The following is a 23,791-nucleotide window of genomic DNA, read 5'->3' as shown; positions in this document are numbered from 1 at the left end:
ATGTGAGTGTCCACACAAATTGCATGATAACTAATTGTTAAAGAAAGTTAGTTTCTTCAAAGAAGATAACTAACCGATACAGAATCTCATTCGCTCTATACCGTAAAGTAATTCGTTGCTGCAGGACTTGCCTGAAGCGAGATGCGCATTCTACGCACCTGAGTTTTAATGTCAACGTTTTATTTAGATTTTTTAAACTTTCTTTTCAGAAGAGTCAAACTCACTTTTAAAACGTTAAGTTAACTTAATCAGCCTAGACCGAGTTAGATAACTCATTAAAACCGTTCGTTTGGGTTACCCCTTGGAACTGGAGCGCATTCTAGAGATTTCTGGCTTCACGTCAACACCTAATTGTCATTAAATTGCGATTAAATGTTTGTTTGCTTTTTAATTGAACTATTCGGCTATTTTACGGACTAATCACTACGTAGTTAGCAAGATTTGGCTAGCAGTTTTTCCAAAACCCATATTTTTATGTACAAATAAACAGGAGATATAATGTATTTTATGCTCTATATTGTATTTGCGCATAATAATAATAACAAACTACAGATAAAGTGGGTTTCACCACGGTGTTTGTACAGAGAGCATAACAAATGAAAAAACTTATCATCTTGTTAATGCTTGCTGGCATTAGTAGTACAGTTGTGGCGAAGGATGTTGCCGAATATAAACATGAACGTTTGATTGCTAAGATATTAAACCAACAAGTAAAGAAACAGAGATCAATTCAAAGTAGTGTCCATGCCATACTTTCACGCTATCCAGAGAAAGTGGATGTTGTTATGGCCGTGGCTTTTGCCCGATACCCAGAAAAATATCGTGAAATTATGTTGGGTGCTTTATCTGCGCAGCCTGTTTTGGCCTGCGATGTTATACAAAATTCGATTAAAGCTAAAGTTGCCCCTAGTACTGAGCTGGTTGAAATAGCTATTACTGCAGAACCCGCTTATGCTCAAGAAATAGTTAATACTGCGGTTAAATTTAATCCAAGTGAAATAGAAAATATTGTCCGAGTTGCCATCAGGACTGAACCTTACGACGTTAGTAACATAGTTAACAACACCGCATCAAATTACCCTAGCCAGATATTGAATATTTTAACAGCCGCTATTACGGCCATACCAGAACAGGCAAGTAACATAGTTAAAGATATATTAGCTTTATTTCCTGGTGAAGCCGACCGAGTAATTACCACCGCGGTTAATCAAAGCACTGATAATCATAATAATGCTATTGTTAAAGCTGCTATCGATTTAGGGTTTGATAGAGATTCAGCAATTGCTGCTGCAATAGCCGGTGGTGCAAAACAAGAAACCTTAGCAAAACTTAATAACTAAGCCGTTAATTGTTATATAAAAAAAGCCCAGTAATTACTGGGCTTTTTTATACGATTATATTATACGGTTGTGATTGCGCTAAGCTAACTTTGTTCACGCTCGATCGCTCGATAAGCGATATCAGTACGATACTCAACACCTTGCCAAGAAATTTGTTTTAATAATTCATAGGCTGATTGCTGCGCTTGAGTGACATTATTACCTAATGCTGTTGCACACAAGACACGACCGCCTGCGGTAACTATTGCACCATCTTTTTCAGCTGTACCTGCATGGAATATTTTTCGATCAGTGACAGTATTTGTCTCTAGACCAGAAATAACATCGCCTTTGGGATAACTAGCAGGATAATTAGCTGCCGCCATTACCACGCCTACTGCAGGGCGAGGATCAAAATCGATTGTTGCTTGGTCTAACTCACCACGACAAGCCATGATACACAACTCAACCAGATCAGATTTTAATCGCATCATGATTGGCTGAGTTTCAGGGTCACCAAAACGACAATTGTATTCAATAACTTTTGGGGTACCATCAGTGTCAATCATCAAGCCCGCGTATAAAAAGCCGGTATAAGGTGCACCTTCTCTCGCCATGCCCTCAACGGTTGGCATGATAACTTCATTCATAGCGCGTTGATGGATCTCTGGTGTCACAACAGGTGCTGGAGAATAAGCGCCCATACCACCAGTGTTTGGCCCTTTATCACCATTATAGGCACGCTTATGATCTTGGCTGGTAGCAAAGGCTAAAACATTTTTGCCGTCAACCATCACAATAAAGCTAGCTTCTTCACCTGCTAAGAATTCTTCAATCACCACACGATGACCCGCATCACCAAAAGCATTGCCGGCAAGCATATCTTTAATACCGTCTTCAGCTTCTTTTAATGTCATCGCAACAATAACGCCTTTGCCAGCGGCAAGGCCATCGGCTTTAACAACAATTGGCGCACCTTGTGCACGAACATACGCAAGTGCTGGCTCGATTTCAGTGAAGGTTTGATAACTACCGGTTGGAATATTATTTCTTGCTAAAAAGTCTTTAGTAAATGATTTTGAACCTTCAAGTTGTGCCGCTTTTGCGCTAGGTCCGAAAATCATTAAACCTTCTGCTTGAAAAGCATCAACAATGCCATCTACTAAAGGCTGTTCAGGCCCAACAATAGTTAGCACGATCTCGTTGCTTTTGGCAAAGTCGACTAAGGCTGGAATGTCGCCAGCTGATATTGCAATATTTTCCAACTTGGCTTCTGTAGCCGTTCCTGCATTACCCGGTGCAACAAATACTTTTGTTACTGAAGATGATTGTGCAGCTTTCCACGCTAATGCGTGCTCACGACCGCCATTACCAATGACCAAAACATTCATTTACTTACATTCCTAATATTTTTAAAATTGCTATAACCTGCAGAGATCAAGTTATAGCAGCTCAATTATGTTATTTTACAAATTTTAATGTCATACGATCGCTTTCGCCAATCGCTATATATTTTGCTTTATCTTGTTCGCCTAAACGTAATACTGGCGGTAAGGTCCATACACCTTTTGGATAGATGGCCATATCTTTAGCATTAGCGTTGATTTCACTGCTTGCTACTAAAGTAAACCCTGCCGCTTTGGCTTGTGCAATAGTTTTGCTTTGCGATACATAACCCTTTGCTTTTTCAGCGTCGACGCCTTCAGGTAAACGATGTTCTACCACACCTAACACGCCACCTTTTTTCAATGCTTTGTAAGCGTCTTTAAAAGCTTGTTCTACACCTTCATCGCGCCAGTTGTGTAAATTACGAAAAGTCAGTACCAAATCGGCTGTACCTGCCGGTGCAAGTTCACTTGCTTGACGCGGAATAAAGTTAGTTAACTCTACTTCGCTAAATACGTCGTCACTGGCTAATTTTTCAACTAGCTTTTTACGTGAATTACTATAATAGTTATCTTCGCCAGTATCGGGATAATGAGCACCGTAAAGTTTACCTTTACCTTTTACTGCTGGGGCTAAAATTTCAGTATACCAACCACCGCCTGGGGTAATTTCAACCACAGTCATTGACGGATCAAAACCAAAAAATGCTAAAGTTTGTAGCGGATGACGGTATTCATCACGCGCTTTATTTTTTGCTGAACGATGTTCGCCAGCGATAGCTTTTTCAAGCTGACTTTGCTGATGAGCATCCTGATGAGCGTTAACAAAACCAGAACATAATAAAGTTGCAGACACGATTGACGCGGTAAAAACTTTTTTGAGAGTTTGAGCTGTTGTATGCATTGTTATCTTCCATTAACTAGTGAATTTTTATACAGGCTAGTTATAGCAGATTTCGTTCAGATGATCAGTGCTGTTACTCATATCTTATCGACAAAAAACAGCATTTGAACTTAATTGAGTGTGTGTAATGATTAATTTTATTACCCAGACACTACTCAGCATGATTTCTGCAATAAAAATGCTCAGAATAATTAACTCTATCTGAGCATTTTTATTTTACCATTTTGACTTAATGACGAAAGTGACGCATACCAGTGAATACCATGGCGATATTATGCTCATCTGCAGCAGCAATAACTTCATTATCACGCATAGAGCCACCCGGCTGAATTACCGCAGTAATGCCTGCTTCAGCAGCAGCGTCCAAACCATCACGAAATGGGAAGAATGCATCTGATGCCATCACAGAGCCTTTAACTTCAAGGTTTTCATCTGCCGCTTTAATACCCGCTACTTTTGCTGAGTAAACTCGGCTCATTTGGCCTGCACCCACCCCGATAGTTGCACTATTTTTAACGTAAACAATTGCGTTCGACTTAACAAATTTTGCTACTTTCCAACAAAATTGTAAATCACGCATCTCTTCGTCCGTGGGTTGGCGTTTAGTCACTACCGTTAAGTCGTCACTTGTTACGCTACCTTGATCCGTGTCTTGAACTAATAAACCACCGTTAACGCGTTTAAAATCAAAACCAGTAGTTTTACTTGTCCATTGACCACAGACTAATAAACGCAGGTTAGCTTTAGTGGCAACAATTTTTGCAGCTGCATCTGACACGCTAGGTGCGATAATAACTTCAACAAATTGACGAGATACGATTGCTTGCGCAGTATCTGCATCTAACTCACGGTTAAACGCTATGATGCCACCAAACGCAGACGTTGGATCCGTCTTATAAGCGCCTTCATAAGCCGCTAAAATATTATCGCCAATAGCAACACCACATGGGTTTGCATGCTTAACAATAACGCAAGCGGGTTCGTCAAATTCTTTAACACATTCTAATGCCGCATCCGTATCAGCAATGTTGTTATAAGATAAGGCTTTGCCTTGCAATTGAGTTGCCGTAGAAACTGACGCTGCTTCAGGATGCGCTTCTTTGTAAAAAGCTGCTTCTTGATGCGAGTTTTCACCATAACGTAAATCTTGAGTTTTAATAAACTGGCTGTTAAAGGTGCGTGGAAATTTAACTTTTTCACCTACTGATGAGTCAACAGATGCTGCAGATTCAGTTGCGCCATACGCGGGTAACATTTTACCAAAGTAGTTAGCAATCATACCGTCGTAAGCTGCCGTGTGCTCATAGGCAGCAATAGCCAAATCAAAACGTGTTTGATAAACCAAAGAATTATTATTTGTCGCCATTTCGGCTAAAACACGGTCGTAATCATGGGCATTGACTACTATGGTGACGTCTTTATGATTTTTAGCGGCTGCGCGCACCATAGTTGGGCCACCAATATCGATGTTTTCAATGGCATTTTCTAATGAACAATTTTCATCAGCAACGGCATTGGCAAATGGGTAAAGATTTACCACCACCAAATCTATCGCACTGATGTCGTTTTCAACCATAACAGTTTCGTCGATACCACGACGTGCTAAAATACCGCCATGCACTTTCGGGTGTAAGGTTTTAACTCGACCATCCATAATTTCTGGATGCCCGGTGTAATCAGATACTTCAGTGACTTTAATGCCATTTTCCGCCAATAACTTAGCGGTACCGCCAGTTGATAAAAGGTCGACACCTTTTTGTGATAACGAGCGAGCAAATTCAACAATACCGGTTTTATCTGAAACACTTAATAGTGCACGTTTGATTGGGCGTGGTGTATCCATGGTTTTCTAATTACCTATAAATTAAAATGGTTGTCTGGCCTATGACACATATCTGTTTTACATTATTGATATGTGATAATTCTTAAATGGCATAAAAGTTGACTACTTGGATAACTTTTATCTCTCTAAAAGCAAAAAAGCACCCGAGGGTGCTTCTAATTGACAGGCTAGCCTGTCGTACTTCTTAGTTCATGCCGTATTTTTTTAACTTTTTACGTAAAGTACCACGGTTGATGCCTAATAAGTTAGCGGCGCGGGTTTGGTTACCGCGCGTATATTGCATGACTTCTTCAAGCATTGGCGCTTCAATTTCTGAAAGTACAAGGTCGTACATATCATCAACGTCATTACCGTTTAACTGAGACAAGTAGTTTTTAATGGCTACTTTTGCTTGTGTGCGTAAAGGCGAGGCCTTTGTCTGAGTTTGTAGATCACCGGTAATAAATGGAGAGGAAATATTTTGTTCAAACATAAAGTTCAGACTCTTTCTAAAGTTAAATTATCAAAATACATAGTTAATGCGTCAAGTTGTTCAGTAACTGACTCGAGTGCATTAAAAATAGAACGAAACGATTTTCCTTGTTCATGCGTTTGCATGTACCAAGAAACATGTTTACGGGCAAAACGTAAACCCATAAATTCACCGTAAAATTTGTGTAATTCCATTACATGCCCAATCAAAATTGTGCGTACTTCATCCGTTGAAGGAGCAGGCAAATGCCTACCCGTTTTCAAGAAATAATTAATTTCTTGAAAAATCCAAGGTCTCCCTTGGGCACCACGACCAACCATAATAGCGTCAGCCCCAGTGTAATTCAGCACTTGCTCCGCTTTTTCGGCACAAGTAATATCGCCATTAGCAACAACTGGAATACTCACCGCTTGCTTGATTGCTTTAATGGTGTCGTACTCTGCATTGCCTTTATAAAAGTCATTACGAGTACGGCCATGCACCGCAAGTGATTGTATGCCGTTATGCTCAGCAATATTGGCTATTTCAATACCATTGCGAGTGTTTTCACACCAGCCGGTTCGAATTTTTAACGTGACTGGAATATCCACCGCATTAACCACAGCTTTAATAATTTGCTCGACTAATGCGGGCTCTTTCAGTAACGCTGAACCTGCTAATTTTTTATTTACCTTTTTTGCTGGGCAGCCCATATTGATATCAATAATTTGTGCGCCATTATCAGCATTATGCTTAGCTGCAAATGCTAATTCTTCAGGATCCGAGCCCGCGATTTGTACGGAACGAATACCTGCTTCTTCGCTATGCAACATTCGACGCTGAGATTTACCGGTATTCCACACTTTTGGATTAGATGACATCATTTCAGATACCGCTAAGCCTGCCCCCATCTGACAACATAGTTGTCTAAATGGTTGATCGGTAATACCCGCCATGGGTGCAAGCATAGTATTGCTTGCTAAAGTGTATGGACCTATCTTCACGCTGCTGTTTTTTTGAGCTACTAGTCAAAAGGGCGCTAAGTTTACGTGTTTTTTTTGGGATTGAAAAGGATATAAATTGAACAAAACGCGCTTTTTTTCACGTTTTTCATGTTGACATTTTCTAAAGTGTTGATGCGAGCAGTTTCTGTACGATTTGATAACAAAAGCTGCTCATTTTTAGGCCATTAATCGCTAACTAATAATAAACTAATAACGAACACCAGATAAACGCACCCATTCGTCTTGAACAGCAATAGCGTCCATCTGACAAAATTCAGCATACTGAGTTTGTAATTGTTCGGCTTGCTCTTCTAAAACACCAGACAAAGCAAGCACACCATTGCTCGCTAGATAGTTAATAATAACTGGAGCAAGTTCACGTAATGGTCCGGCTAAGATATTTGCCACCACCACATCAGCTTTAAATTCAGGTTGGTCTTTCGGTAAAAATAATGCCAAACGGTCTTCACAGTGATTGCGTTTAGCGTTTTCTAAACTCGCTTGTAACGCCTGAGGATCGATATCAATACCAATCACTTTTTTTGCGCCTAATTTAAGCGCGGCTAATGACAAAATACCTGAGCCACAACCAAAATCAACCACGGTTTTGCCGACTAAGTCTAAACCGTCCAGCCAAGTTAAACATAAAGCGGTTGTTGGGTGGGTGCCCGTACCAAATGCTAGGCCGGGGTCAAGCATAACATTCACCGCACTAGGGTCAGGAACATCACGCCAGCTTGGACAAATCCATAAACGTTGGCCAAATTTCATCGGATGGAAATTGTCCATCCATTCACGTTCCCAATCTTTGTCTTCCAACTGTTCAAGCTTGTAAACCATTTTAGCTTTGTCTGGATGGATAGATTTTAAATAATTCAACACCTTGTCCATATCATGACTGGCATCATATAAGCCCATTACCACAGTATTATTCCAGTAAATAACTTCATCACCCGGAAGCGGCTCATATATAGGTGTATCTTTAGCGTCAATAAAGGTCACCGCTTGTGCGCCACAAGCACTCAACCAATCGCTATATTTTTCAGCTGTCTCTTCATTGGCACTTAATCTAAGCTGGATCCAAGGCATGTTTTTTCTCATTAAAATTTTTTGCTAGTTTATCACCCTCTACCGCGACAAAATAGTTACTTTAGCCATATACTCGAGCAATAACTACAGATAATTTGGCGATTGATAGCCTTTCGTCATTGCTAGAGTAATAGCAAAATAAACGTTATCAAAATGCTAAAAATAATATCATGACGTTTGAGGTTTACAGCTGTATTAGCTTGCGCTTAACCACTCAACATTGTCAGTAAAGAGGCTAGTGTATAACAACTGCTTAATAGAAAAAGTCAGGCTAGCGACATGAGGCTCGATATAATTGAAGTAACACGAATAGCTGCGCACCAAATTGCCAAGATAAAATTCTCTCCTGGACCTTGTTCCCAACTCACTGAAACTCAACCTCAAGTAGCTAACTTTGCCAATGACTTATGCAACCGACTTATATAGTGCCGTAAGATTAAAAAATCTAAAACGCTATTATGTTCGTATGAACAAAGGCCTTAGGTAATATCAAGGCTAATGCAGGTTACCAAATGATTTAACCCAATGACTTTAAGCCAATGAAAAAAATGAATAGCGCTTTACCAGCAAGGAAAATAACTTAGCTTTATACTCAATATTACTTACGCTGCGCAGATATACATTGCCTGTTCTGATAAAGTAAAACTTCATTTATACTCAATATACTAGCGTGCATACCTTAGGGATAAAAATGTTAGATCTACTACCCGATTTATTTGATGATCATAGCGAACAGCTTTCTTTAGCTCAGCCGATTTTTAACGACTATGGTGGTCACACTATCTTCTCTGGCGAAATAGTGACTGTTAGCTGTCATAATGACAATTCCAAAGTCAAAGAGTTGGTAGCCACCGACGGTACCAACAAAGTGATGGTGGTTGATGGCAAAGCGAGTATGACTAACGCCTTACTCGGTGACATGCTAGCTGAGCTAGCCGTAAAAAATGGCTGGCAAGCCATTGTTATTAATGGCTGTATACGTGACGCGGGTACTATTGCCACTTTACCCATTGCGGTAAAAGCCCTTGGCTGCTGCCCGATAAAAACCGAGAAATTGGGTAAAGGTGAAATTAACCAGGTTATTCACTTTGCCGACTTAAGCTTTAATCCTGGTGAATATATTTATGGTGACGCTAATGGCTTAGCCATTAGCAAAGTATTAATCCCCTTTTAATGATTGCCCGCTTAGTCAGCACAGTGTCGCTAAGCGGGTAAATAAAGCCAAAAAGTAGAGTGAAATAATGAAGTATTTTCCTATATATCTAGATGCCAAACATATTAACGCTATGATTATAGGTGGCGGCGAGGTAGCAGCACGTAAAATAGAGCTGTTATTAAAATCGACAACTAACATTTCTATTATGTCTGAAACACTGAATAGCAGTGTTGAGCGTTTGGTGAATTTGCACCAATTAAATTGGCTCAAGCATAATTATCAACCCGGGCACCTGAGCAAGAGTAATATTGTCATTGCTGCCACCGACAGTGTTGAAGTTAATAGCGCGGTGGCCACAGAAAGCACTCAGTTAAAACTACTGACCAATGTCGTTGACCAACCTGAACTGTGCACCTATATAACCCCGGCTATTATTGACCGAAGCCCCATCATAATTTCCATGTCGAGTTCTGGAAGCGCACCTATTTTACTGCGGATGTTACGCGAGCAAATTGAAAAAACATTACCTAATGGCTATGGGAAATTAGCTGACTTTTCTTTTAAATTTAGAGACCACGTAAAAGCGCGCGTGAAAAGTTTACGCGAGCGTCGCATTTTTTGGGAGCGCACTTTACGCGGCAGTATCGGACAAGCCATTTTAGATGGTAAAACCACTTCAGCTGAACAACAGTTAATTGCCAGCTTACAAACACAAGCGCCACCACCCAGTGGTGAAATTGTTTTTATCCATACCCGTGACGGTAATCCCGACCATTTAACCCTTAATGCCCATCGAGAAATGCAATTTGCCGATGCGGTTTTTTACGACCAAGCGGTTAATATCGACCTGATAGAATATATTCGACGTGACGCCAGCAAGTTTCCTCAAGCAATCGCCTCAAGCATTTTAATTAATGTTCAACACGCATTAGATTTAGCCGACCAAGGTGAAAAAGTGATTTACTTACTCAGTGGCGCTGTCGACTTGCCTGAGAATAAAACCTTGGCAGAAAGCGCTATTATCACCAAGCATATATATAGTGGCAACTAATGCCTTGAGTTGAGTTGAGTTGACTAACGCCTAACGCCTAACGCCTAAGATAATGACTATTCGAATACTGAAGTAAAGTTACTCCCACAACGACATCACAGCAAAATAAAGTAATACCACTAGCCGTGGGCTCTAACAAAGAGCTCACGGTTTTAAATCGCTAATAAAAAACCAATACCCTTGCCGCTAACGCAATAATTTATCTATTCTGCAGATCAGGTGCCTTAATGTTGATGCGCCTTGTTGGCCAAAGCTGGGCGATTATGCACCGGCATTGAAAAACCTTGGTTAATCATGGTGGCTAAAAACGGGATACCTTCATTATCGCCGATATCAGCATAATCTGTGCTCTGATAATTCCTGTATTGCTTAAGTAGTGGTACTGTTTTTTCCGCATCAGGTTGAAATTTTGTCAACTGCCATTGTCGTGTTAACTCGACACCTCTTACTTGAAAGAATTTTACTAACTGTAATTTAGGTAACCAAGTTAACTGATATTCTCTGTGTTTATCTTTCAGTACAAAGTGTTGCTCAAGTAAACAACCGGATTTTTTCTGCTCTACCAGCTGCATCTGACTCAGTTCGGGTGTCATAACCAACTGAAAAGCATCTTGCCACTGCGGTTGATGTCTCAATTCATTAGGTTGATATTCTATGGTGTGTTGATACTTTTCAAATGCTCGGTTTAGCGATAATCGATTACCGTTCAACAACCAAATATCGTTAATACCTGCGCTGACATTTCGTTGCAGCACGGTATTATTATTGCGGTGTAGTTCAAACAATTGCTGAACTGGCTTTGTCATCCGCTCGCTGTTAGCCGCTTGAGTACTTAGTTGATAATAAGCACTAATCACATTAGGTGAAATATGGCACTCACTGGCGCTAATGCTCAAAGACAAAAGGCATAATAATGCTGAAATAATTTTCATAATAAAACCAACTCAGGGTAAATAGGTCAATAAATAAAAGGAAGTTGCCATGTTTAATCTGACAACTTCCCTGCTACAGCATTTGCTAAAGCACGAGTTAATTTAGCGCTTGCTCAGCTTTTACAACAAGGTCTGCGGCATAATCCATCACGTGGAAAATCACACTTTGCTCATTGGTACCGGTAATTAAATGCGCACCAGGACCCTGGGCGTAAATACCCACATCTTCACCCGCATGGGTTTCCGAACTTGTGGGCACTAAGGCTTCTTGATGAAAGCCCGTAGACTGGGTATCCACCATACTAAGATCTTGACGGCCAGTGACGGCGTCAGCGCTATAACTCGCATCGGCATTAGTTTCTGCACCTAAATCTCTAAAGCCTTTGCCATTGGTATAACCTAATGTTGTGTATGGCATACCGTCACTTGCTAGGCTTGGTTCTGTGCTACCCACACTCACCACTTTACCTAAAATAGGGTTACCGCGTTTGGGATAGCCTGCCATCGTAAAGACATGACTATGATCCGCGGTAACAATAATTAAGGTTTCTTCTGGATTGGTCGCCTCAACCGCAGCCTGCACTGCATCAGCAAAAGCAATTGCATCTGTTAAAGCGCCATGTGCACTACCCGCATGATGACCATGATCAATCCTGCCAGCTTCCACCATTAAGAAAAACCCTTGCTCGTTATTATCAAGTATATCAATCGCTTTATTGGTCATCTCGCGTAAAGACGGCTCACCGGCAATGTCATTACCGCGATCGACTTCATACTGCATGTGCGATTCATTAAATAAACCAAACAGCCGCGGCGTGGTATTAGCATCAACCGCATCAAAGCCCGCTTGGTCGGTAACGAAACTGCCCGCTGGATACTGTGCTTGCCATTCTGCGGTTAAATCTCGGCCATCGGTTCTATCACCCTCTATAGCACTGGCTGCATCGGTACTATTAAAGGCCGCATCTTTTGGTAAAAAGTGTCGTCTTCCTCCGCCCATTACTACTTCTATGCCGTTAACTTTTGCGCCAGAAAATCGGCTTTGCATATCATCTTCAAAACTAATCAATTGTGAGGCAATATCAACACAGCCCGCGGCCACAGCAGCAGCTGGCATATCAGAATTATCTTCCCAATTTCTCTCTGCCGATTTAGCATAAGTTGCCGCTGGCGTAGCATGCGTAATACGTGCAGTAGAAATAATACCTGTTGATTTGCCGGCAATTTCTGCTAATTCTAATGCGGTTACTAGCTCATTTCCGGAGACTGAAGCACAGTCGCCGCGACTAATGGCTTCGTTTACACCAATAACACCTGCATCGGTTTTAACCCCTGACATCATCGCGGTCATGGTGCCCGCAGAATCTGGCGTTTGTGCATCAACATTATAGGTTTTAGCAAAACCAGAAAAAGGGAACTTATCAAAACTTAATTGATGTTCTTCACCCAATTTACCTAACTGTTGGCCTGCTAAAATGCGCGTTGCCGTCACAGTAGAAATACCCATACCATCACCAACAAACAAAATAATATTTTTCGCTTTGCCTTTAGTATTAACCAATGACTGAGTATTGATTGCGGCTTGCGCTAAAACACTTTGGCCTTGCTCATACCATAAATTATGAGTGGTGGCGGTCAATGCCGAACCTTGTGTTTGCGTTAGTGTCGGTGAACAAACAAATTCTGTTGCATCGACTTCATTAGTATCCAATACGCCAGAGCTATCATCATCAACACCTGAATCAATTTTTACCCCACCATTAAGGCATTGTGCATGGCCAACATTTAATAAGGTTTGGCTAACCAGACTATTGAAAGCACTTTCGCCGTCAATACCATTACTACCATTTGAACCGTCATCTCCGCCACAACCTGCTAATACAGCCAACACGGCTAATGATAAATTTTTTACTGTTTTCATGATTAATTCCTTTCGATTAGCCAGTTAGTTAGCAATTAAGCCAAGCGATTGATTGATGATATGAAACACAACACTTTGTTCGATAACGCCTTGTGCCAAGTGCGCTCCAGGTCCTGATGCATGTAAACTAATATCTTCACCTGCATGGGTTTCAGAGCTCAGTGGCACGGTAGCCTCTTGATGAAATCCTGTGGTGGTGGTGTCTACTGTGCTTAGATCTTGACGACCAGCAAGTGCATCATCGTTATAGGTTACGTCTGCATTGGTTTCATTGACCAAGTTTCTAAAGCCTTTACCATTGGTATAACCTACTGTGGTATACGGCAGACCGTCACTTGCTAGAGCCGGTTCAGTTGCGCCAACATTAACCACCTTACCTAATATTGGATTGCCACGTTTTGGGTAACCGGCAATGGTAAATACATGGCTATGATCCGCCGTGACTAAAATTAATGTTTCTTCAGGATTGGTATTATTGATGGCGGCTTGTACTGCGTTAGAGAACTCGATGGTATCAGTTAAGGCATTATAAGCAGAGCCCGCATGATGACCATGATCAATTCGCCCTGACTCCACAACAAGAAAAAAGCCTTTGTCGTTATTATCAAGAATATCAATGGCTTTACTGGTAAGTTCAGTTAACGAAGGTTCACCCGCAATATCATTACTGCGATCGCCTTCGTATTGCATATGCGACTCATTAAATAGTCCCAACACCCGCTCAGTGCTACTCGCGTCAATGGCGTCGAAGCCTGCTTGATCGATAATATACTGACCGGTTTGATATTGTGCCTGCCATTTGGCGGTTAAATTAACACCATCGGTGCGATCGCCTTCAACGGTACTACTGGCATCTGCACTGTTAAAGCTGGCATCTTTCGGTAGAAAGTGTCGACGACCTCCGCCAAATGCCACTTCAATACCATCAACGTCAACGCCTGGGAAACGTTGCTCTAGATTTTTTTCAAAATCAATAAGTTGGGTTGCAATATCGACACAACCAGCCGCTACCGCTGCTGCTGGCATATCAGAAATATCTTCCCAATTTCGATCCGCTGATTTTGCAAAGGTTGCCGCGGGTGTCGCATGGGTAATACGTGCCGTTGAAATAATGCCTGTTGATAAGCCTTTAATTTCAGCCGCTTCTAATGACGTGACTAATTCATTCCCCTTCACCGTTGCACAATCACCACGTTCAATATCTTCATCAACACCAATCACACCAACATCTGTTTTCACACCTGACATCATCGCGGTCATTGTGCCGGCAGAATCTGGCGTTTGTGCGTCAACATTATAGGTTTTAACTTGCGCAGAATAAGGAAACTTTTCAAAACTTAAGTAGCCTTCCTCGCCCGTTCTTCCTTCGTTTTGCCCGGCTAAAATTCGGGCAGCGGTTAAGGTTGACAAGCCCATGCCGTCACCGACAAATAAAATGACATTTTTAGCTTTATTACGTGTTATTAGTTTGGTTTTAGCCATCACTGCTTGCTGACCATCAACAAACCACTGACTGTCTTTTTGTACGTTTGGTAAAACCCCAGCAACAGCGACGCTAGAGAGTAAAAAAGATGACAAAGCTGAAAGTGAAACCCATGTCGAGTTCATAATGCTTCCTTTGGTGTTATTTTTAGTTAAAGTGAGTTTGTTAATGCCGATGCATTAACACCACTAGCATGCTAAGCAGTAAAAATGACAGTAAGGTAAAAGAAAAATGACCGAACGATGAAGGTTTTATAACGTAAGTGTGACAACAGATGAGATAAGCAGCAAAAAATACAGAATAACTTAGCCTACACAACACAATAACAATGCGCTTAAAGGTAAAGTAGCGATATAAAATTTGCTGTAACTTATGCTGTTAGCTATGATTTATTGGCTGTAATTTATGTTGTAGGAGGTAAAACGAAGTGCAAGTGTGTTTAATAAAAAAAAACAGAAACAACAACTTGAATAGTTACTGTTTCTGCTTTAAGCAATGAAGCAATAGCCGTTATTTTCTCGCGACTAAATGTACTGTACTGGTGGCGCGCTCAAGAAACGCACCTTCGCAGTAGGCGAAATAATAAAGCCAAAGTTTTTTAAACTCTTCATCATAGCCAAAAGGTTTGAGCTCAGGCCAAGAGTTTAAAAAGGCTTCACGCCAATGGGCTAGGGTTTTTGCATAATCTAAGCCTATGTCACTAATCGATTCAGTCACTAAATCGGTATATTCAGTCAAGTGCCCGGTAAGTACAGTAATAGAAGGTAAAAAGCCACCAGGGAAAATATAGTGCTGAATAAAGTCAACATTCTGTTTGTAATAATCGAAACGCTGATCGGCAATGGTAATTGACTGTATCAACAATTTACCACCTGGTTTTAATCTGGCATTACACTGCTTAAAAAAGCTGGGTAAATATTCAAAACCAACCGCTTCTATCATTTCGATTGAAACTAACTTGTCATATTCACCGGTTAAGTCGCGATAATCTTCTTTTAACAAGGTTATTTTGTCTGCTAGCCCTAACTGCTCAATGCGCTCTTTGGCATATTCATGCTGCGCATCAGAAATTGTTGTCGTGGTAACCTTGCAACCATATTGCTGTGCGGCATAAATAGCTAAACCACCCCAACCTGTCCCTATTTCTAATAAATGGTCATCGGCTGTTAGCTCTAAGCGTTGACAAATAGTCGACATTTTATGCAGTTGTGCTTGCGCCAAACTCGCTTGTTGATCTGGATAAATAGCTGATGAATACATCATTTCAGGATCAAGAAAACGTGAATAAAGTTCGTTACCTAAATCATAATGAGCCAAAATATTCTTTTTTGAACCTGACTGGCTGTTTCCATTACGACGGTGGAACAAGGTATGTTTAATCTTTGATAGCCAAGGTCTTTGCTTTTCAAGTGCATCAGTTTCTTGCTGGGCACGAGCAAATATACGCACGACTGTGGTTAAATTTGGACTACTCCATTTTCCAGCAATATAAGCTTCTGCTACGCCAATAGAGCCACCTTTAACAAAATCACGATACGCACTATGGTCATGTATATTCATTCGGCCCATTAAGGCGTTGCTTGGAACAACCTCGGGAAAAAGAAAATGCTCACCATTGTCGACTAATTCAATTTGGTCAACTTTCAGTTTTGCAAAAACCGACAACACTAAACTACGACAGCGTTTATCTAACCAGTTTGCTGGCTTTTTAATTTTCAGTCCTGACACTTGTTCCACCACTAAACTCCTGCTTTAAGTTTTTTTGGTTTACCTTTTCGGCTTACCTTGTTGATAACCAATAAAGGGTATACGTTTCCAGAAGAGCTTCATGGCTTGCCAATATATGCCCAACACTATTTTTAAGGTCATCACGGGCATATTAAACCAGAGTTGCCATAACGACGCCCTCGAAAAAGGCGCTTTGGTTAATTTCATGGTTACATCAAATATTTTTTCGCCCGTACTTACCTCACTGCCATTATCATTAACAGTGTTACTGTGATTCTCTATATGCACTAATAATGTTGAGCTATCGGCCATTGGCGGCTTAATCAGCCATTTATAGCACATATTTAAATCCATAAAAGGCGATACTTGGAAGTTTTTATCCGTTACATGTGGCGCTAAATCTGGGACGTTAATATCACTACTTGCTAGCGGCACTAAATAATAATGCCTTTCATTCCATGGTGTATTACTGACTTCGACCAACACTTGCGTACAAACTTCATCAGCGTTATAACAAAAATAAAAATTTGCCGGACTAAAATATAGCCCTAAACACCTAACTTGAACTAACATGGTGATGCGACTTATATCTGCATCACAAGATGCTTCACCACTGGATAAAGCATGTACTTTATTCACTATACGCTGCTTAAGGCATTCTGGTTCATCTCTAAGGTAATCATTTTCTTTAAACCTCAAGAGATTAAACCAAGAAAAGCCAAAAATACCTTTTGGACTTTGCTTAGCTTGCATCTCATCAACGTCTAGTGCCAGCATATATAGTTGGTAACTAAAGCTGTGCGACTTTGGTGTGAATCGTCGATGAGTTATCTGGCCACGATAAATGTGATTATGTGTTGAAGGCTTAACCATCGTGATGTTCCGGCTGATTCTTTTGTAAATAACAATCAAATCGCTGCCCAACATCTACCGCACTTCTAACTCCGTCTTCATGAAAGCCGCTATACCAATAGGCACCAGCAAAATGAGTGTTTTGCTTACCACATATTGCTGAGCGTTGCTCTTGGGCGTTAATAGAGCTGGTTGAGAACACCGGATGGTGATAAGTAAATTCGCGTAAAATTTTACTTGGATCAATATCTTCACGCTGATTTAAGGTGACGCAAAACGTGTGCTTGGCGTTCAAGCCCTGCAAAATATTCATATTGTAAGTAACACTAGCGGGTTTAGTTCTGTTAGCACTCAATTGATAGTTCCAACTCGCCCAAGCTTTTTTTCTTTTTGGTAATAAATTAATATCGGTATGTAACACCACTGAGTTTGCGCTATAGGGTATAGCAGCTAGTATTTTTTGCTCTTGCTCACTAGCATCAGCGAGTAATGCCAAAGCTTGATCTGAATGACAGGCTAAAACCACTTCATCGAAGGTTTGACTTTCACCATTGGCAAAATGTAACTGCACTGCGTTGTTTTCCCGAGTCACCGCGGTAATATCCGCATTAAGGTGGATATTGTCAGCAAAGGGCTTACACAGTGGCGCTAAGTAACTTCTTGAACCTTTGGGCACTACATACCACTGTGGACGATCAGCGATATTCAATAAACCATGATTATGAAAAAACTTAACAAAAAAATGAAATTGCAATACTTGCATCTGCGCCAAAGAGCTAGACCAAATAGCCGCTCCCATAGGTAAAACATAGTGTTCAGCGAAGTAGTCACTGAATTTATTTGCTTGTAAAAACTCACCTAAGGTTAGGCTGTCCTGATAGTTTTTCGCTTGATAACTTTGCTTACACAGCTTATTAAATCGGAGAATTTCTTTAACTAACCACCAAAACTTAGGGTTGAATATATTACGGCGTTGAGCAAACAAGGTATCGAGATTATGGCCATTGTATTCCATGCCTGTCGCTGAGTTATGCACTGAGAAACTCATTTCTGTTTCTTGCTTACCGACACCAATTTCGTCTAGTAATGCTAAATAATTTGGGTAGGTTTTATTATTAAAGACAATAAACCCAGTATCAATGGCATAAGACTGACCTTCCAACTCAACATCAACTGTCGCGGTATGTCCGCCAATATGAGCAGACTTTTCAAAAACACTGACTTGATGCTTTTTTGATAATAAATAAGCTGTGGTTAAACCCGAGACACCGGCACCTATAATGGCGATACGTTTCATTTTTTGTCATTCCTTAACTCTTTCTCTTGCTTTAAGGCTTTTTCATTGCTTAAAGCTTTCTCATTTTTTAAAGCAATACTTTGCCAAATAAAATCTGGCAGCAGTGCGAATAATTTCATGGTCAAGGTTAACCTTTTAGGGAAATGCAGGTAGCTTTTCCGGGCACTAACACCTTGGTAAATACGACTGGCCGCTTGCTCACTGGTCAATAAAAACGGCATAGCAAAGTCATTTTTATCGGTTAATGGCGTTTTAATAAATCCAGGATGAACTAGGGTAACTGCTATATTTTCTGCTTTTAAATCCAGCCGTAAGCTTTTGGCTAAATAATCAATTCCAGCCTTAGAAGCGCCATAAGCCTCTGCCCGTGGAAAGGGCAATAACGTTGCACTAGAACTGACAAATACGACTTGCCCACCCGCGTTAACTTTTGGCAAAAAGTACTCGAGCAAATAGCCCAGAGATTGCAGGTTTGTCGCTATAACGCTAGCAAACAATTCACCATCAAAGGCTTTAGCATTATCAATATAACGACAATCACCCGCATTAAGCATTAAAATATCAATGCGCTCTATAGCGCTAATTTTATTTGCTGCGGCACGGATCTGTTCTTTATCAGTGATATCAAAAGCAATAGGAACAACATTGGCATTATCAGTGGCTAATTGTTTAAGCTTTTCTTGATTACGGCCACAAGCAATAACTTGATAGTCATGGGCTAAATAGTGCTGTAACAATGACTCGCCTATGCCAGAAGTAGCGCCTGTGATCAGAATGGTAGGTTTTATATTCATGCGTTTGCAGCCCTATTTTTAAGCGAGCGAATAATCCGACCCAACAAAGGTAATTGCTCGTAAAGCATAGCACCTAAATCCAGGTAATCTCGATGATAAACAACCTTATCGCCAACGCCTTTAAGATGTGAACTACCTTGCACAGTGACAATGTCACCTGAATTTAAGCGCGGGTGTTGGTAACTCATTTGCCAGTAAATAGCCGCCTCAGAGTCATGCGCTATAACGTGTTCAATTGTAAACTCACAATAACTCAGCTTTTGATAAAGTTGCTTAAAGTATTTTTCTAACTGCTTAAAGCCTGTTAGTTGGTGCATCGGGTCAATAAATACAATGTCTTGGTGGTAAACGTCAGCTAGCAACTGCAAATTATCAGTTGAGAGCTTTTGGTAGGTATCAATAAATTTAGCTAACCACACTGCATCTTGGGGTTGAGCACTAAATTTAGCCGCTTGCGTAACATTTTTATTTGACATAAATACTCTTTATTTTATCGTCACATTAGTCCCTTATGCGAAAAATAATAGCTATTGGATTACTTAGGCTAAATTAATGCCTCAGCTTTATTTCAGCATAAGTAATCAGGCTAAAATTTCAACAACACATTTGTATTGCTCAAGACTGAACATTAATACCTAATGACGATCACACCCTATAAAACTCAAGAGCAGCTAACCTAGCTTGCTTGTGATCTACTATGGCTGGCCAATAAGATGATAACTTTTCTTTAGCCATGTATTGGTGTGGAAAATGGATCTCTTTATCAGGTAATTTCGCCAGCTCTGGCATATATTTACGAATAAAGGTGCCTTTTGGATCAAACCTTTCGCTTTGTCTAATCGGGTTAAATACACGAAAATAAGGCTGTGCATCACAACCGGTACTTGCCGCCCATTGCCAACCACCGTTATTAGATGCAAGATCACCATCAATAAGCTGCTGCATGAAGTATTTTTCTCCCCAGCGCCAATCAATAAGTAAATGCTTAGTCAAAAAGCTCGCTACCACCATACGCAGTCGATTATGCATCCAGCCTGTTTGATTAAGTTGCCTCATGGCAGCATCAACCAAAGGGTAGCCGGTTTTTCCTTGACACCATGCCTGGAATAACTCGGGGTCATTAGGCCAAATCATAGTGCGGTATTTAGGATTAAAGCATTGATGTTTAGATAAACTCTGTTGATGAAAAACTAAATTTCGATAAAACTCTCGCCATATTAGCTCATTTAGCCAAGTAAATTCCTCACTGTCTGACGCGACTAAAATATCAGGAAAACGTTGGATAAATAACAGCAGTAAATAGCGTGGACTAATCGCACCTATCGCTAAATAAGGTGATAAGCCAGAGGTTGCTTTAATGGCAGGAAAATCACGTTTTTGTCCGTAACCCGCCACTTTATATCGGTAAAAGTCAGGAATAACTTCTTGTTCAACTTGTTCAGCCAAAGGCCATGCCGCCGATTCATTAGAACAGTGTAAAGGCGTGTTTAATGTCAGCGCTGCTTGGCTGTTTGGCGTGGTTGAATCTTTAGGGCTAGGCTTACCAAGGTAAGGAAAACTATGCTGTTTTACATAAGTTAACCAAGCGCGTTTAAACGGGGTAAACACCTTATACATTTCACCACTTTTATTTAGCACTTTACCTTTTTCAACGATAACATCACTTTCAAACATGCGTAGTGGAATACCTTGCTCAAGACAAGACTTATCGCGTTGGTTTTCATTAACTTCTAACTCTTTATTAGCCACCACTTCGCTAACATTATGTTGCTGGCAATAATTTTTTAAAAATGAAACTTGCTCAGAAAAATCATCACAATGAACAACCTGTAAACTAACATTTAAAGCTAACAGCTGCTCGGCGAGTGCATTGACATGACGTTTTATAAAATCAATTTTTATTGTTGACCAATCATGAGCTAACCACTGTTTTTCACTGACAAAAAATATCGCCTGAGCGGGGTCAACCCCCTTATGTTGTTCAAGAAAATAATCTAAGGCGGGATTATCGTGAATTCTTATATCGTTGCGAAACCAAAGTAACAAGGACGTTCCTTAATAATTAACTATGTTATACCAATCTCACTCATTATCTGATCATTTTTACTGGTTAAAATAATCAACTACGGCGTTATTTATTTAATAATTAGCACAACTAGCTATTAAATAAATGCCTTATATTTGGCCATTTTTCCTGCGTATAAAGTAGACCACCTAATGAATGAAATGGGTATTAATAACCGTATCTGAGTTTTAACGACTCAGGATAAGGATTCAAATATGACTGTTGAGCTAAATAAGAATTAGGGTGCGCTAATAAATAATGCTTAATCAAGGTCAGTGGCACCACTAATGGCATTAAGCCTGAACGGTAAGCATCAATTTGTTCGGATAACTCTTTGCGTTGCATTCTGTCCAAGTGCGTAGAAAAATAGCCTTGAATGTGCGATAGCGTATTAGCATGGTTTTTACGGGTTGCTTTTAGCGTTAATGCGGCCATTAAGCCAGAGATATATTGCTCAGCCATTTGCTCCAGCGCCATATCAGCACTGGCTAACAAACGCCCTAATTGCTTGCTCGCAACAAAGTCATGACTCATCAAGGTATATTTATATTGGGCATGAAAACTGGTCAATTTATGCTTAGTGATGCCAGATTCAACCAATGCTAACCAATGGCGATAAGCGAATACCCGTGCAACAAAGTTTTCTCTGATAATGGGATCATTCAAGCGACCATTTTCTTCGCAAGGTAGCAGCGGATTTGCTTTCATGATCTCTCGTGAAAAAACCCCAACACCTTGGACTTGTAGCTGATTGCCGGTAGGTGAATACACTTTAACGCGTTCCATGCCGCAAGTTGGACTTTTAGCACAAAACACATAACCACTGAGGTTTTTAGACAGGGAGGCTATTTTTTTACCGTAAGCTTTTATGGCGCTCGTTACATCGCCCGAGCCATCTGGACGCGACACTTTTATCATTTGATCATCTTTAATCAAACGTATAGTGGGCCTAGGTACGGGTAGGCCAACCGCCACTTCAGGGCAGTAGGCTTTAAAAGTAACATGCTGACCAAGTTCTTTTATGCAAAAATTTGACGGTTTGTTACTGGCATCAAACCTGACTTTTTCACCTATTAAGCATGCACTAATGCCAATAATAACATCTGCTTTTTCGAATTCTTTATACATAGCCAGCTCAATTAGTAAATGAAAGCACCAATAGGGTTCAGTAACTTATTTATACCTTGGGTAAAGTGCAGTGCATCATTAGCCACGGTATAACAAAGACAACCATCTTCGGTAGCTGGCTGATGCTGATCGCGTTTATCAAGCATAATAAAATCGCCTGCCACATATTGACCTTGTGCATCAGCAAAGGTACCAGCTAGTAAGAGTGTGAGCTCAAAACCTTTATGGGTGTGTTCAGGTATCGAACCCCCAGGCCCTATATGCAATAAATTAGTATGAATTTCACCTTCGCCTAAATTTAACCGTGCGCGTGATAATTTACCTATTTGTGCAGTTTTACCTAACTCAATATTGCGCAAGGCACTGGGTAAAGTGTACTGCATACCTTTAAAGTTAATTGAACGTTCATCATAGAAGGCTTTTGTTGGTGCAACGTCATCAGAAGCGGTAATCTGATTAATCATATCATCAAAGTCCATTTCGGCGATTTCCGTTAAGTTTTCCTCATCATTAACAATAACTTTATGATGAAAACTCTGCTCAAAACTGGCCTCTGCAACTTGTTCTGTTAGTTGGCTTACTTTCTGTTGGCAAGAAGCACACATGTTAGTATGTATCGCTATACCGGCAGCAAGTGAAGCGGGTAAGTCACCATCCACAAAACCTTGTAACAATTCAAATTTAGGGTGGTGTTTAATCATTGTGGTCTCCTATTTTTAACTTAAGTTTGCCAAGTGCAAGCCGAAGTCGTGATTTTATTGTGCCAAGTGGTAAATCAAGATGAACAGCAAGCTGCTCTTGTGACATTTCCATAAAATAGAAACCTTTCACTACCTGTTGTTGGTTTTCAGGTAGCGTGGCAATTATGCCTTGTAAATTTCGACTTTGAATATGGTCAGTAAACACCTCTTCTTCAGTGTTTGCCAATTCAGCAAGCGGCCATATGTCGTCACTGAGGTTGTCTTCTTTATTGGCTTTCATTTTACGTAATAGATCAAAGGTAACGTTACGCATGATAGTATAAACCCAAGTAGTAGCAGCCCCTTTACTATCATCAAATAAGTGCGCCTTGCGCCAGACATTGCTCATAGTGTCTTGAACAACTTCTGCAGCGAGTGCTTCACTATTGATTTTACTTTGCGCAATACGCTGTATTTTGGGTGCAAAAAACTTAAACACTTGAGTAAATGCTTGTTTGTCTCTATCAATAGCGATTGATTTCAGCCATTGACAGAGTTCTGGATGATTGATTTTATTAGTCATGTTATTAGATGTAGCATTTGCCTTATGACTTGGCAACACTGAATGCACTGACAGCATAATTCTTACCCATTTTTTGACATATATTTTTATATACGCAACAAAAATAGATCTAGATCACATTATTTT

General features: G+C 40.4%; 21 protein-coding genes. 3 read left to right on the top strand and 18 right to left on the bottom strand.

What is annotated here, in order from left to right; all coding sequences use genetic code 11:
- Positions 1–596 precede the first annotated feature (596 nt).
- Positions 597–1,340: a hypothetical protein gene (locus H4J41_RS17415; protein ID WP_182137375.1), complete on the top strand. Its 744-nt coding sequence runs from the start codon at positions 597–599 to the stop codon at positions 1,338–1,340.
- Between the two features lie 83 nt (positions 1,341–1,423).
- Here the strand turns inward: H4J41_RS17415 and purD are convergent, their stop codons facing one another.
- The 6 genes from purD to prmA all read right to left on the bottom strand — a co-directional run bounded on the left by purD (position 1,424) and on the right by prmA (position 7,995).
- On the bottom strand, positions 1,424–2,710 hold the full coding sequence (purD, locus tag H4J41_RS17410; protein WP_182137374.1) for a phosphoribosylamine--glycine ligase: 1,287 nt from the start codon (positions 2,708–2,710) through the stop codon (positions 1,424–1,426).
- A gap of 70 nt (positions 2,711–2,780) precedes the next feature.
- On the bottom strand, positions 2,781–3,608 hold the full coding sequence (locus H4J41_RS17405; RefSeq protein WP_182137373.1) for a class I SAM-dependent methyltransferase: 828 nt from the start codon (positions 3,606–3,608) through the stop codon (positions 2,781–2,783).
- Between the two features lie 229 nt (positions 3,609–3,837).
- Positions 3,838–5,451, bottom strand: a complete 1,614-nt coding sequence (gene purH / locus H4J41_RS17400) for a bifunctional phosphoribosylaminoimidazolecarboxamide formyltransferase/IMP cyclohydrolase (protein ID WP_182137372.1) — start codon at positions 5,449–5,451, stop codon at positions 3,838–3,840.
- A gap of 184 nt (positions 5,452–5,635) precedes the next feature.
- On the bottom strand, positions 5,636–5,923 hold the full coding sequence (gene fis / locus H4J41_RS17395) for a DNA-binding transcriptional regulator Fis (protein ID WP_044832893.1): 288 nt from the start codon (positions 5,921–5,923) through the stop codon (positions 5,636–5,638).
- Between the two features lie 5 nt (positions 5,924–5,928).
- Positions 5,929–6,906 (bottom strand): tRNA dihydrouridine synthase DusB, encoded by a 978-nt coding sequence (dusB, locus tag H4J41_RS17390; RefSeq protein WP_182137371.1) that lies wholly within the window; start codon positions 6,904–6,906, stop codon positions 5,929–5,931.
- 207 nt (positions 6,907–7,113) lie between these two features.
- Complete coding sequence (gene prmA, locus H4J41_RS17385; RefSeq protein WP_182137405.1) at positions 7,114–7,995, bottom strand: 50S ribosomal protein L11 methyltransferase; 882 nt, start codon at positions 7,993–7,995, stop codon at positions 7,114–7,116.
- A gap of 691 nt (positions 7,996–8,686) precedes the next feature.
- On the opposite strand from prmA, the gene H4J41_RS17380 reads away from it, so the two are divergent.
- Positions 8,687–9,169: a putative 4-hydroxy-4-methyl-2-oxoglutarate aldolase gene (locus tag H4J41_RS17380; protein ID WP_182137370.1), complete on the top strand. Its 483-nt coding sequence runs from the start codon at positions 8,687–8,689 to the stop codon at positions 9,167–9,169.
- A 67-nt stretch (positions 9,170–9,236) separates the two neighbouring features.
- Positions 9,237–10,202: an NAD(P)-dependent oxidoreductase gene (locus H4J41_RS17375; RefSeq protein ID WP_182137369.1), complete on the top strand. Its 966-nt coding sequence runs from the start codon at positions 9,237–9,239 to the stop codon at positions 10,200–10,202.
- Between the two features lie 224 nt (positions 10,203–10,426).
- Here the strand turns inward: H4J41_RS17375 and H4J41_RS17370 are convergent, their stop codons facing one another.
- The 12 genes from H4J41_RS17370 to H4J41_RS17315 form a co-directional block, all read right to left on the bottom strand.
- The gene (locus H4J41_RS17370) at positions 10,427–11,134 is read right to left on the bottom strand and encodes a hypothetical protein (protein ID WP_182137368.1); all 708 of its coding nucleotides are present in this window, start codon (positions 11,132–11,134) and stop codon (positions 10,427–10,429) included.
- A gap of 97 nt (positions 11,135–11,231) precedes the next feature.
- Positions 11,232–13,055, bottom strand: a complete 1,824-nt coding sequence (locus H4J41_RS17365; protein WP_182137367.1) for an alkaline phosphatase — start codon at positions 13,053–13,055, stop codon at positions 11,232–11,234.
- A gap of 24 nt (positions 13,056–13,079) precedes the next feature.
- Positions 13,080–14,663: an alkaline phosphatase gene (locus H4J41_RS17360; protein WP_182137366.1), complete on the bottom strand. Its 1,584-nt coding sequence runs from the start codon at positions 14,661–14,663 to the stop codon at positions 13,080–13,082.
- Between the two features lie 385 nt (positions 14,664–15,048).
- Entirely contained in the window at positions 15,049–16,275 is a 1,227-nt protein-coding gene (locus tag H4J41_RS17355; RefSeq protein WP_310649818.1) for a cyclopropane-fatty-acyl-phospholipid synthase family protein, read from the bottom strand.
- Between the two features lie 30 nt (positions 16,276–16,305).
- Positions 16,306–17,139, bottom strand: coding sequence for a DUF1365 domain-containing protein (locus H4J41_RS17350; protein ID WP_182137365.1), 834 nt, complete (start codon positions 17,137–17,139; stop codon positions 16,306–16,308).
- Positions 17,132–18,415, bottom strand: a complete 1,284-nt coding sequence (locus H4J41_RS17345; RefSeq protein WP_182137364.1) for an NAD(P)/FAD-dependent oxidoreductase — start codon at positions 18,413–18,415, stop codon at positions 17,132–17,134. The genes H4J41_RS17350 and H4J41_RS17345 overlap by 8 nt, the downstream gene beginning before the upstream one ends.
- Positions 18,412–19,209, bottom strand: coding sequence for an SDR family NAD(P)-dependent oxidoreductase (locus tag H4J41_RS17340; protein ID WP_182137363.1), 798 nt, complete (start codon positions 19,207–19,209; stop codon positions 18,412–18,414). The genes H4J41_RS17345 and H4J41_RS17340 overlap by 4 nt, the downstream gene beginning before the upstream one ends.
- Positions 19,206–19,685 carry a nuclear transport factor 2 family protein gene (locus H4J41_RS17335; RefSeq protein ID WP_182137362.1) on the bottom strand — a complete coding sequence of 160 codons (480 nt, stop codon included), beginning with the start codon at positions 19,683–19,685 and terminating at the stop codon, positions 19,206–19,208. Before H4J41_RS17335 ends, H4J41_RS17340 begins: the two co-directional genes overlap by 4 nt.
- A 169-nt stretch (positions 19,686–19,854) precedes the next feature.
- Complete coding sequence (gene phrB, locus H4J41_RS17330) at positions 19,855–21,255, bottom strand: deoxyribodipyrimidine photo-lyase (RefSeq protein ID WP_182137361.1); 1,401 nt, start codon at positions 21,253–21,255, stop codon at positions 19,855–19,857.
- A gap of 187 nt (positions 21,256–21,442) precedes the next feature.
- Complete coding sequence (locus H4J41_RS17325) at positions 21,443–22,402, bottom strand: DUF523 and DUF1722 domain-containing protein (protein WP_182137360.1); 960 nt, start codon at positions 22,400–22,402, stop codon at positions 21,443–21,445.
- Positions 22,403–22,413: 11 nt separating this feature from the next.
- Positions 22,414–23,103, bottom strand: coding sequence for a ChrR family anti-sigma-E factor (locus H4J41_RS17320; protein WP_182137359.1), 690 nt, complete (start codon positions 23,101–23,103; stop codon positions 22,414–22,416).
- Complete coding sequence (locus H4J41_RS17315; RefSeq protein ID WP_182137358.1) at positions 23,096–23,722, bottom strand: sigma-70 family RNA polymerase sigma factor; 627 nt, start codon at positions 23,720–23,722, stop codon at positions 23,096–23,098. Before H4J41_RS17315 ends, H4J41_RS17320 begins: the two co-directional genes overlap by 8 nt.
- Positions 23,723–23,791: the final 69 nt, after the last annotated feature.

The sequence above is a fragment of the Colwellia sp. MB3u-45 genome (assembly GCF_014077005.1).
Lineage (GTDB): Bacteria > Pseudomonadota > Gammaproteobacteria > Enterobacterales > Alteromonadaceae > Cognaticolwellia.
Note: the sequence above shows the minus strand (reverse complement) of the source record. Positions and strands in the feature narration are given on the sequence as shown.

Bases quoted from the DNA above. Each gene is read 5' to 3' on its own strand.
- H4J41_RS17415 (WP_182137375.1), top strand. From the start codon at position 597: ATGAAAAAACTTATCATCTTGTTAATGCTTGCTGGCATTAGTAGTACA.
- purD (WP_182137374.1), bottom strand. From the start codon at position 2,710: ATGAATGTTTTGGTCATTGGTAATGGCGGTCGTGAGCACGCATTAGCG.
- H4J41_RS17405 (WP_182137373.1), bottom strand. From the start codon at position 3,608: ATGCATACAACAGCTCAAACTCTCAAAAAAGTTTTTACCGCGTCAATC.
- purH (WP_182137372.1), bottom strand. From the start codon at position 5,451: ATGGATACACCACGCCCAATCAAACGTGCACTATTAAGTGTTTCAGAT.
- fis (WP_044832893.1), bottom strand. From the start codon at position 5,923: ATGTTTGAACAAAATATTTCCTCTCCATTTATTACCGGTGATCTACAA.
- prmA (WP_182137405.1), bottom strand. From the start codon at position 7,995: ATGCCTTGGATCCAGCTTAGATTAAGTGCCAATGAAGAGACAGCTGAA.
- H4J41_RS17380 (WP_182137370.1), top strand. From the start codon at position 8,687: ATGTTAGATCTACTACCCGATTTATTTGATGATCATAGCGAACAGCTT.
- H4J41_RS17375 (WP_182137369.1), top strand. From the start codon at position 9,237: ATGAAGTATTTTCCTATATATCTAGATGCCAAACATATTAACGCTATG.
- H4J41_RS17370 (WP_182137368.1), bottom strand. From the start codon at position 11,134: ATGAAAATTATTTCAGCATTATTATGCCTTTTGTCTTTGAGCATTAGC.
- H4J41_RS17365 (WP_182137367.1), bottom strand. From the start codon at position 13,055: ATGAAAACAGTAAAAAATTTATCATTAGCCGTGTTGGCTGTATTAGCA.
- H4J41_RS17360 (WP_182137366.1), bottom strand. From the start codon at position 14,663: ATGAACTCGACATGGGTTTCACTTTCAGCTTTGTCATCTTTTTTACTC.
- H4J41_RS17350 (WP_182137365.1), bottom strand. From the start codon at position 17,139: ATGGTTAAGCCTTCAACACATAATCACATTTATCGTGGCCAGATAACT.
- H4J41_RS17345 (WP_182137364.1), bottom strand. From the start codon at position 18,415: ATGAAACGTATCGCCATTATAGGTGCCGGTGTCTCGGGTTTAACCACA.
- H4J41_RS17340 (WP_182137363.1), bottom strand. From the start codon at position 19,209: ATGAATATAAAACCTACCATTCTGATCACAGGCGCTACTTCTGGCATA.
- H4J41_RS17335 (WP_182137362.1), bottom strand. From the start codon at position 19,685: ATGTCAAATAAAAATGTTACGCAAGCGGCTAAATTTAGTGCTCAACCC.
- H4J41_RS17325 (WP_182137360.1), bottom strand. From the start codon at position 22,402: ATGTATAAAGAATTCGAAAAAGCAGATGTTATTATTGGCATTAGTGCA.
- H4J41_RS17320 (WP_182137359.1), bottom strand. From the start codon at position 23,103: ATGATTAAACACCACCCTAAATTTGAATTGTTACAAGGTTTTGTGGAT.
- H4J41_RS17315 (WP_182137358.1), bottom strand. From the start codon at position 23,722: ATGCTGTCAGTGCATTCAGTGTTGCCAAGTCATAAGGCAAATGCTACA.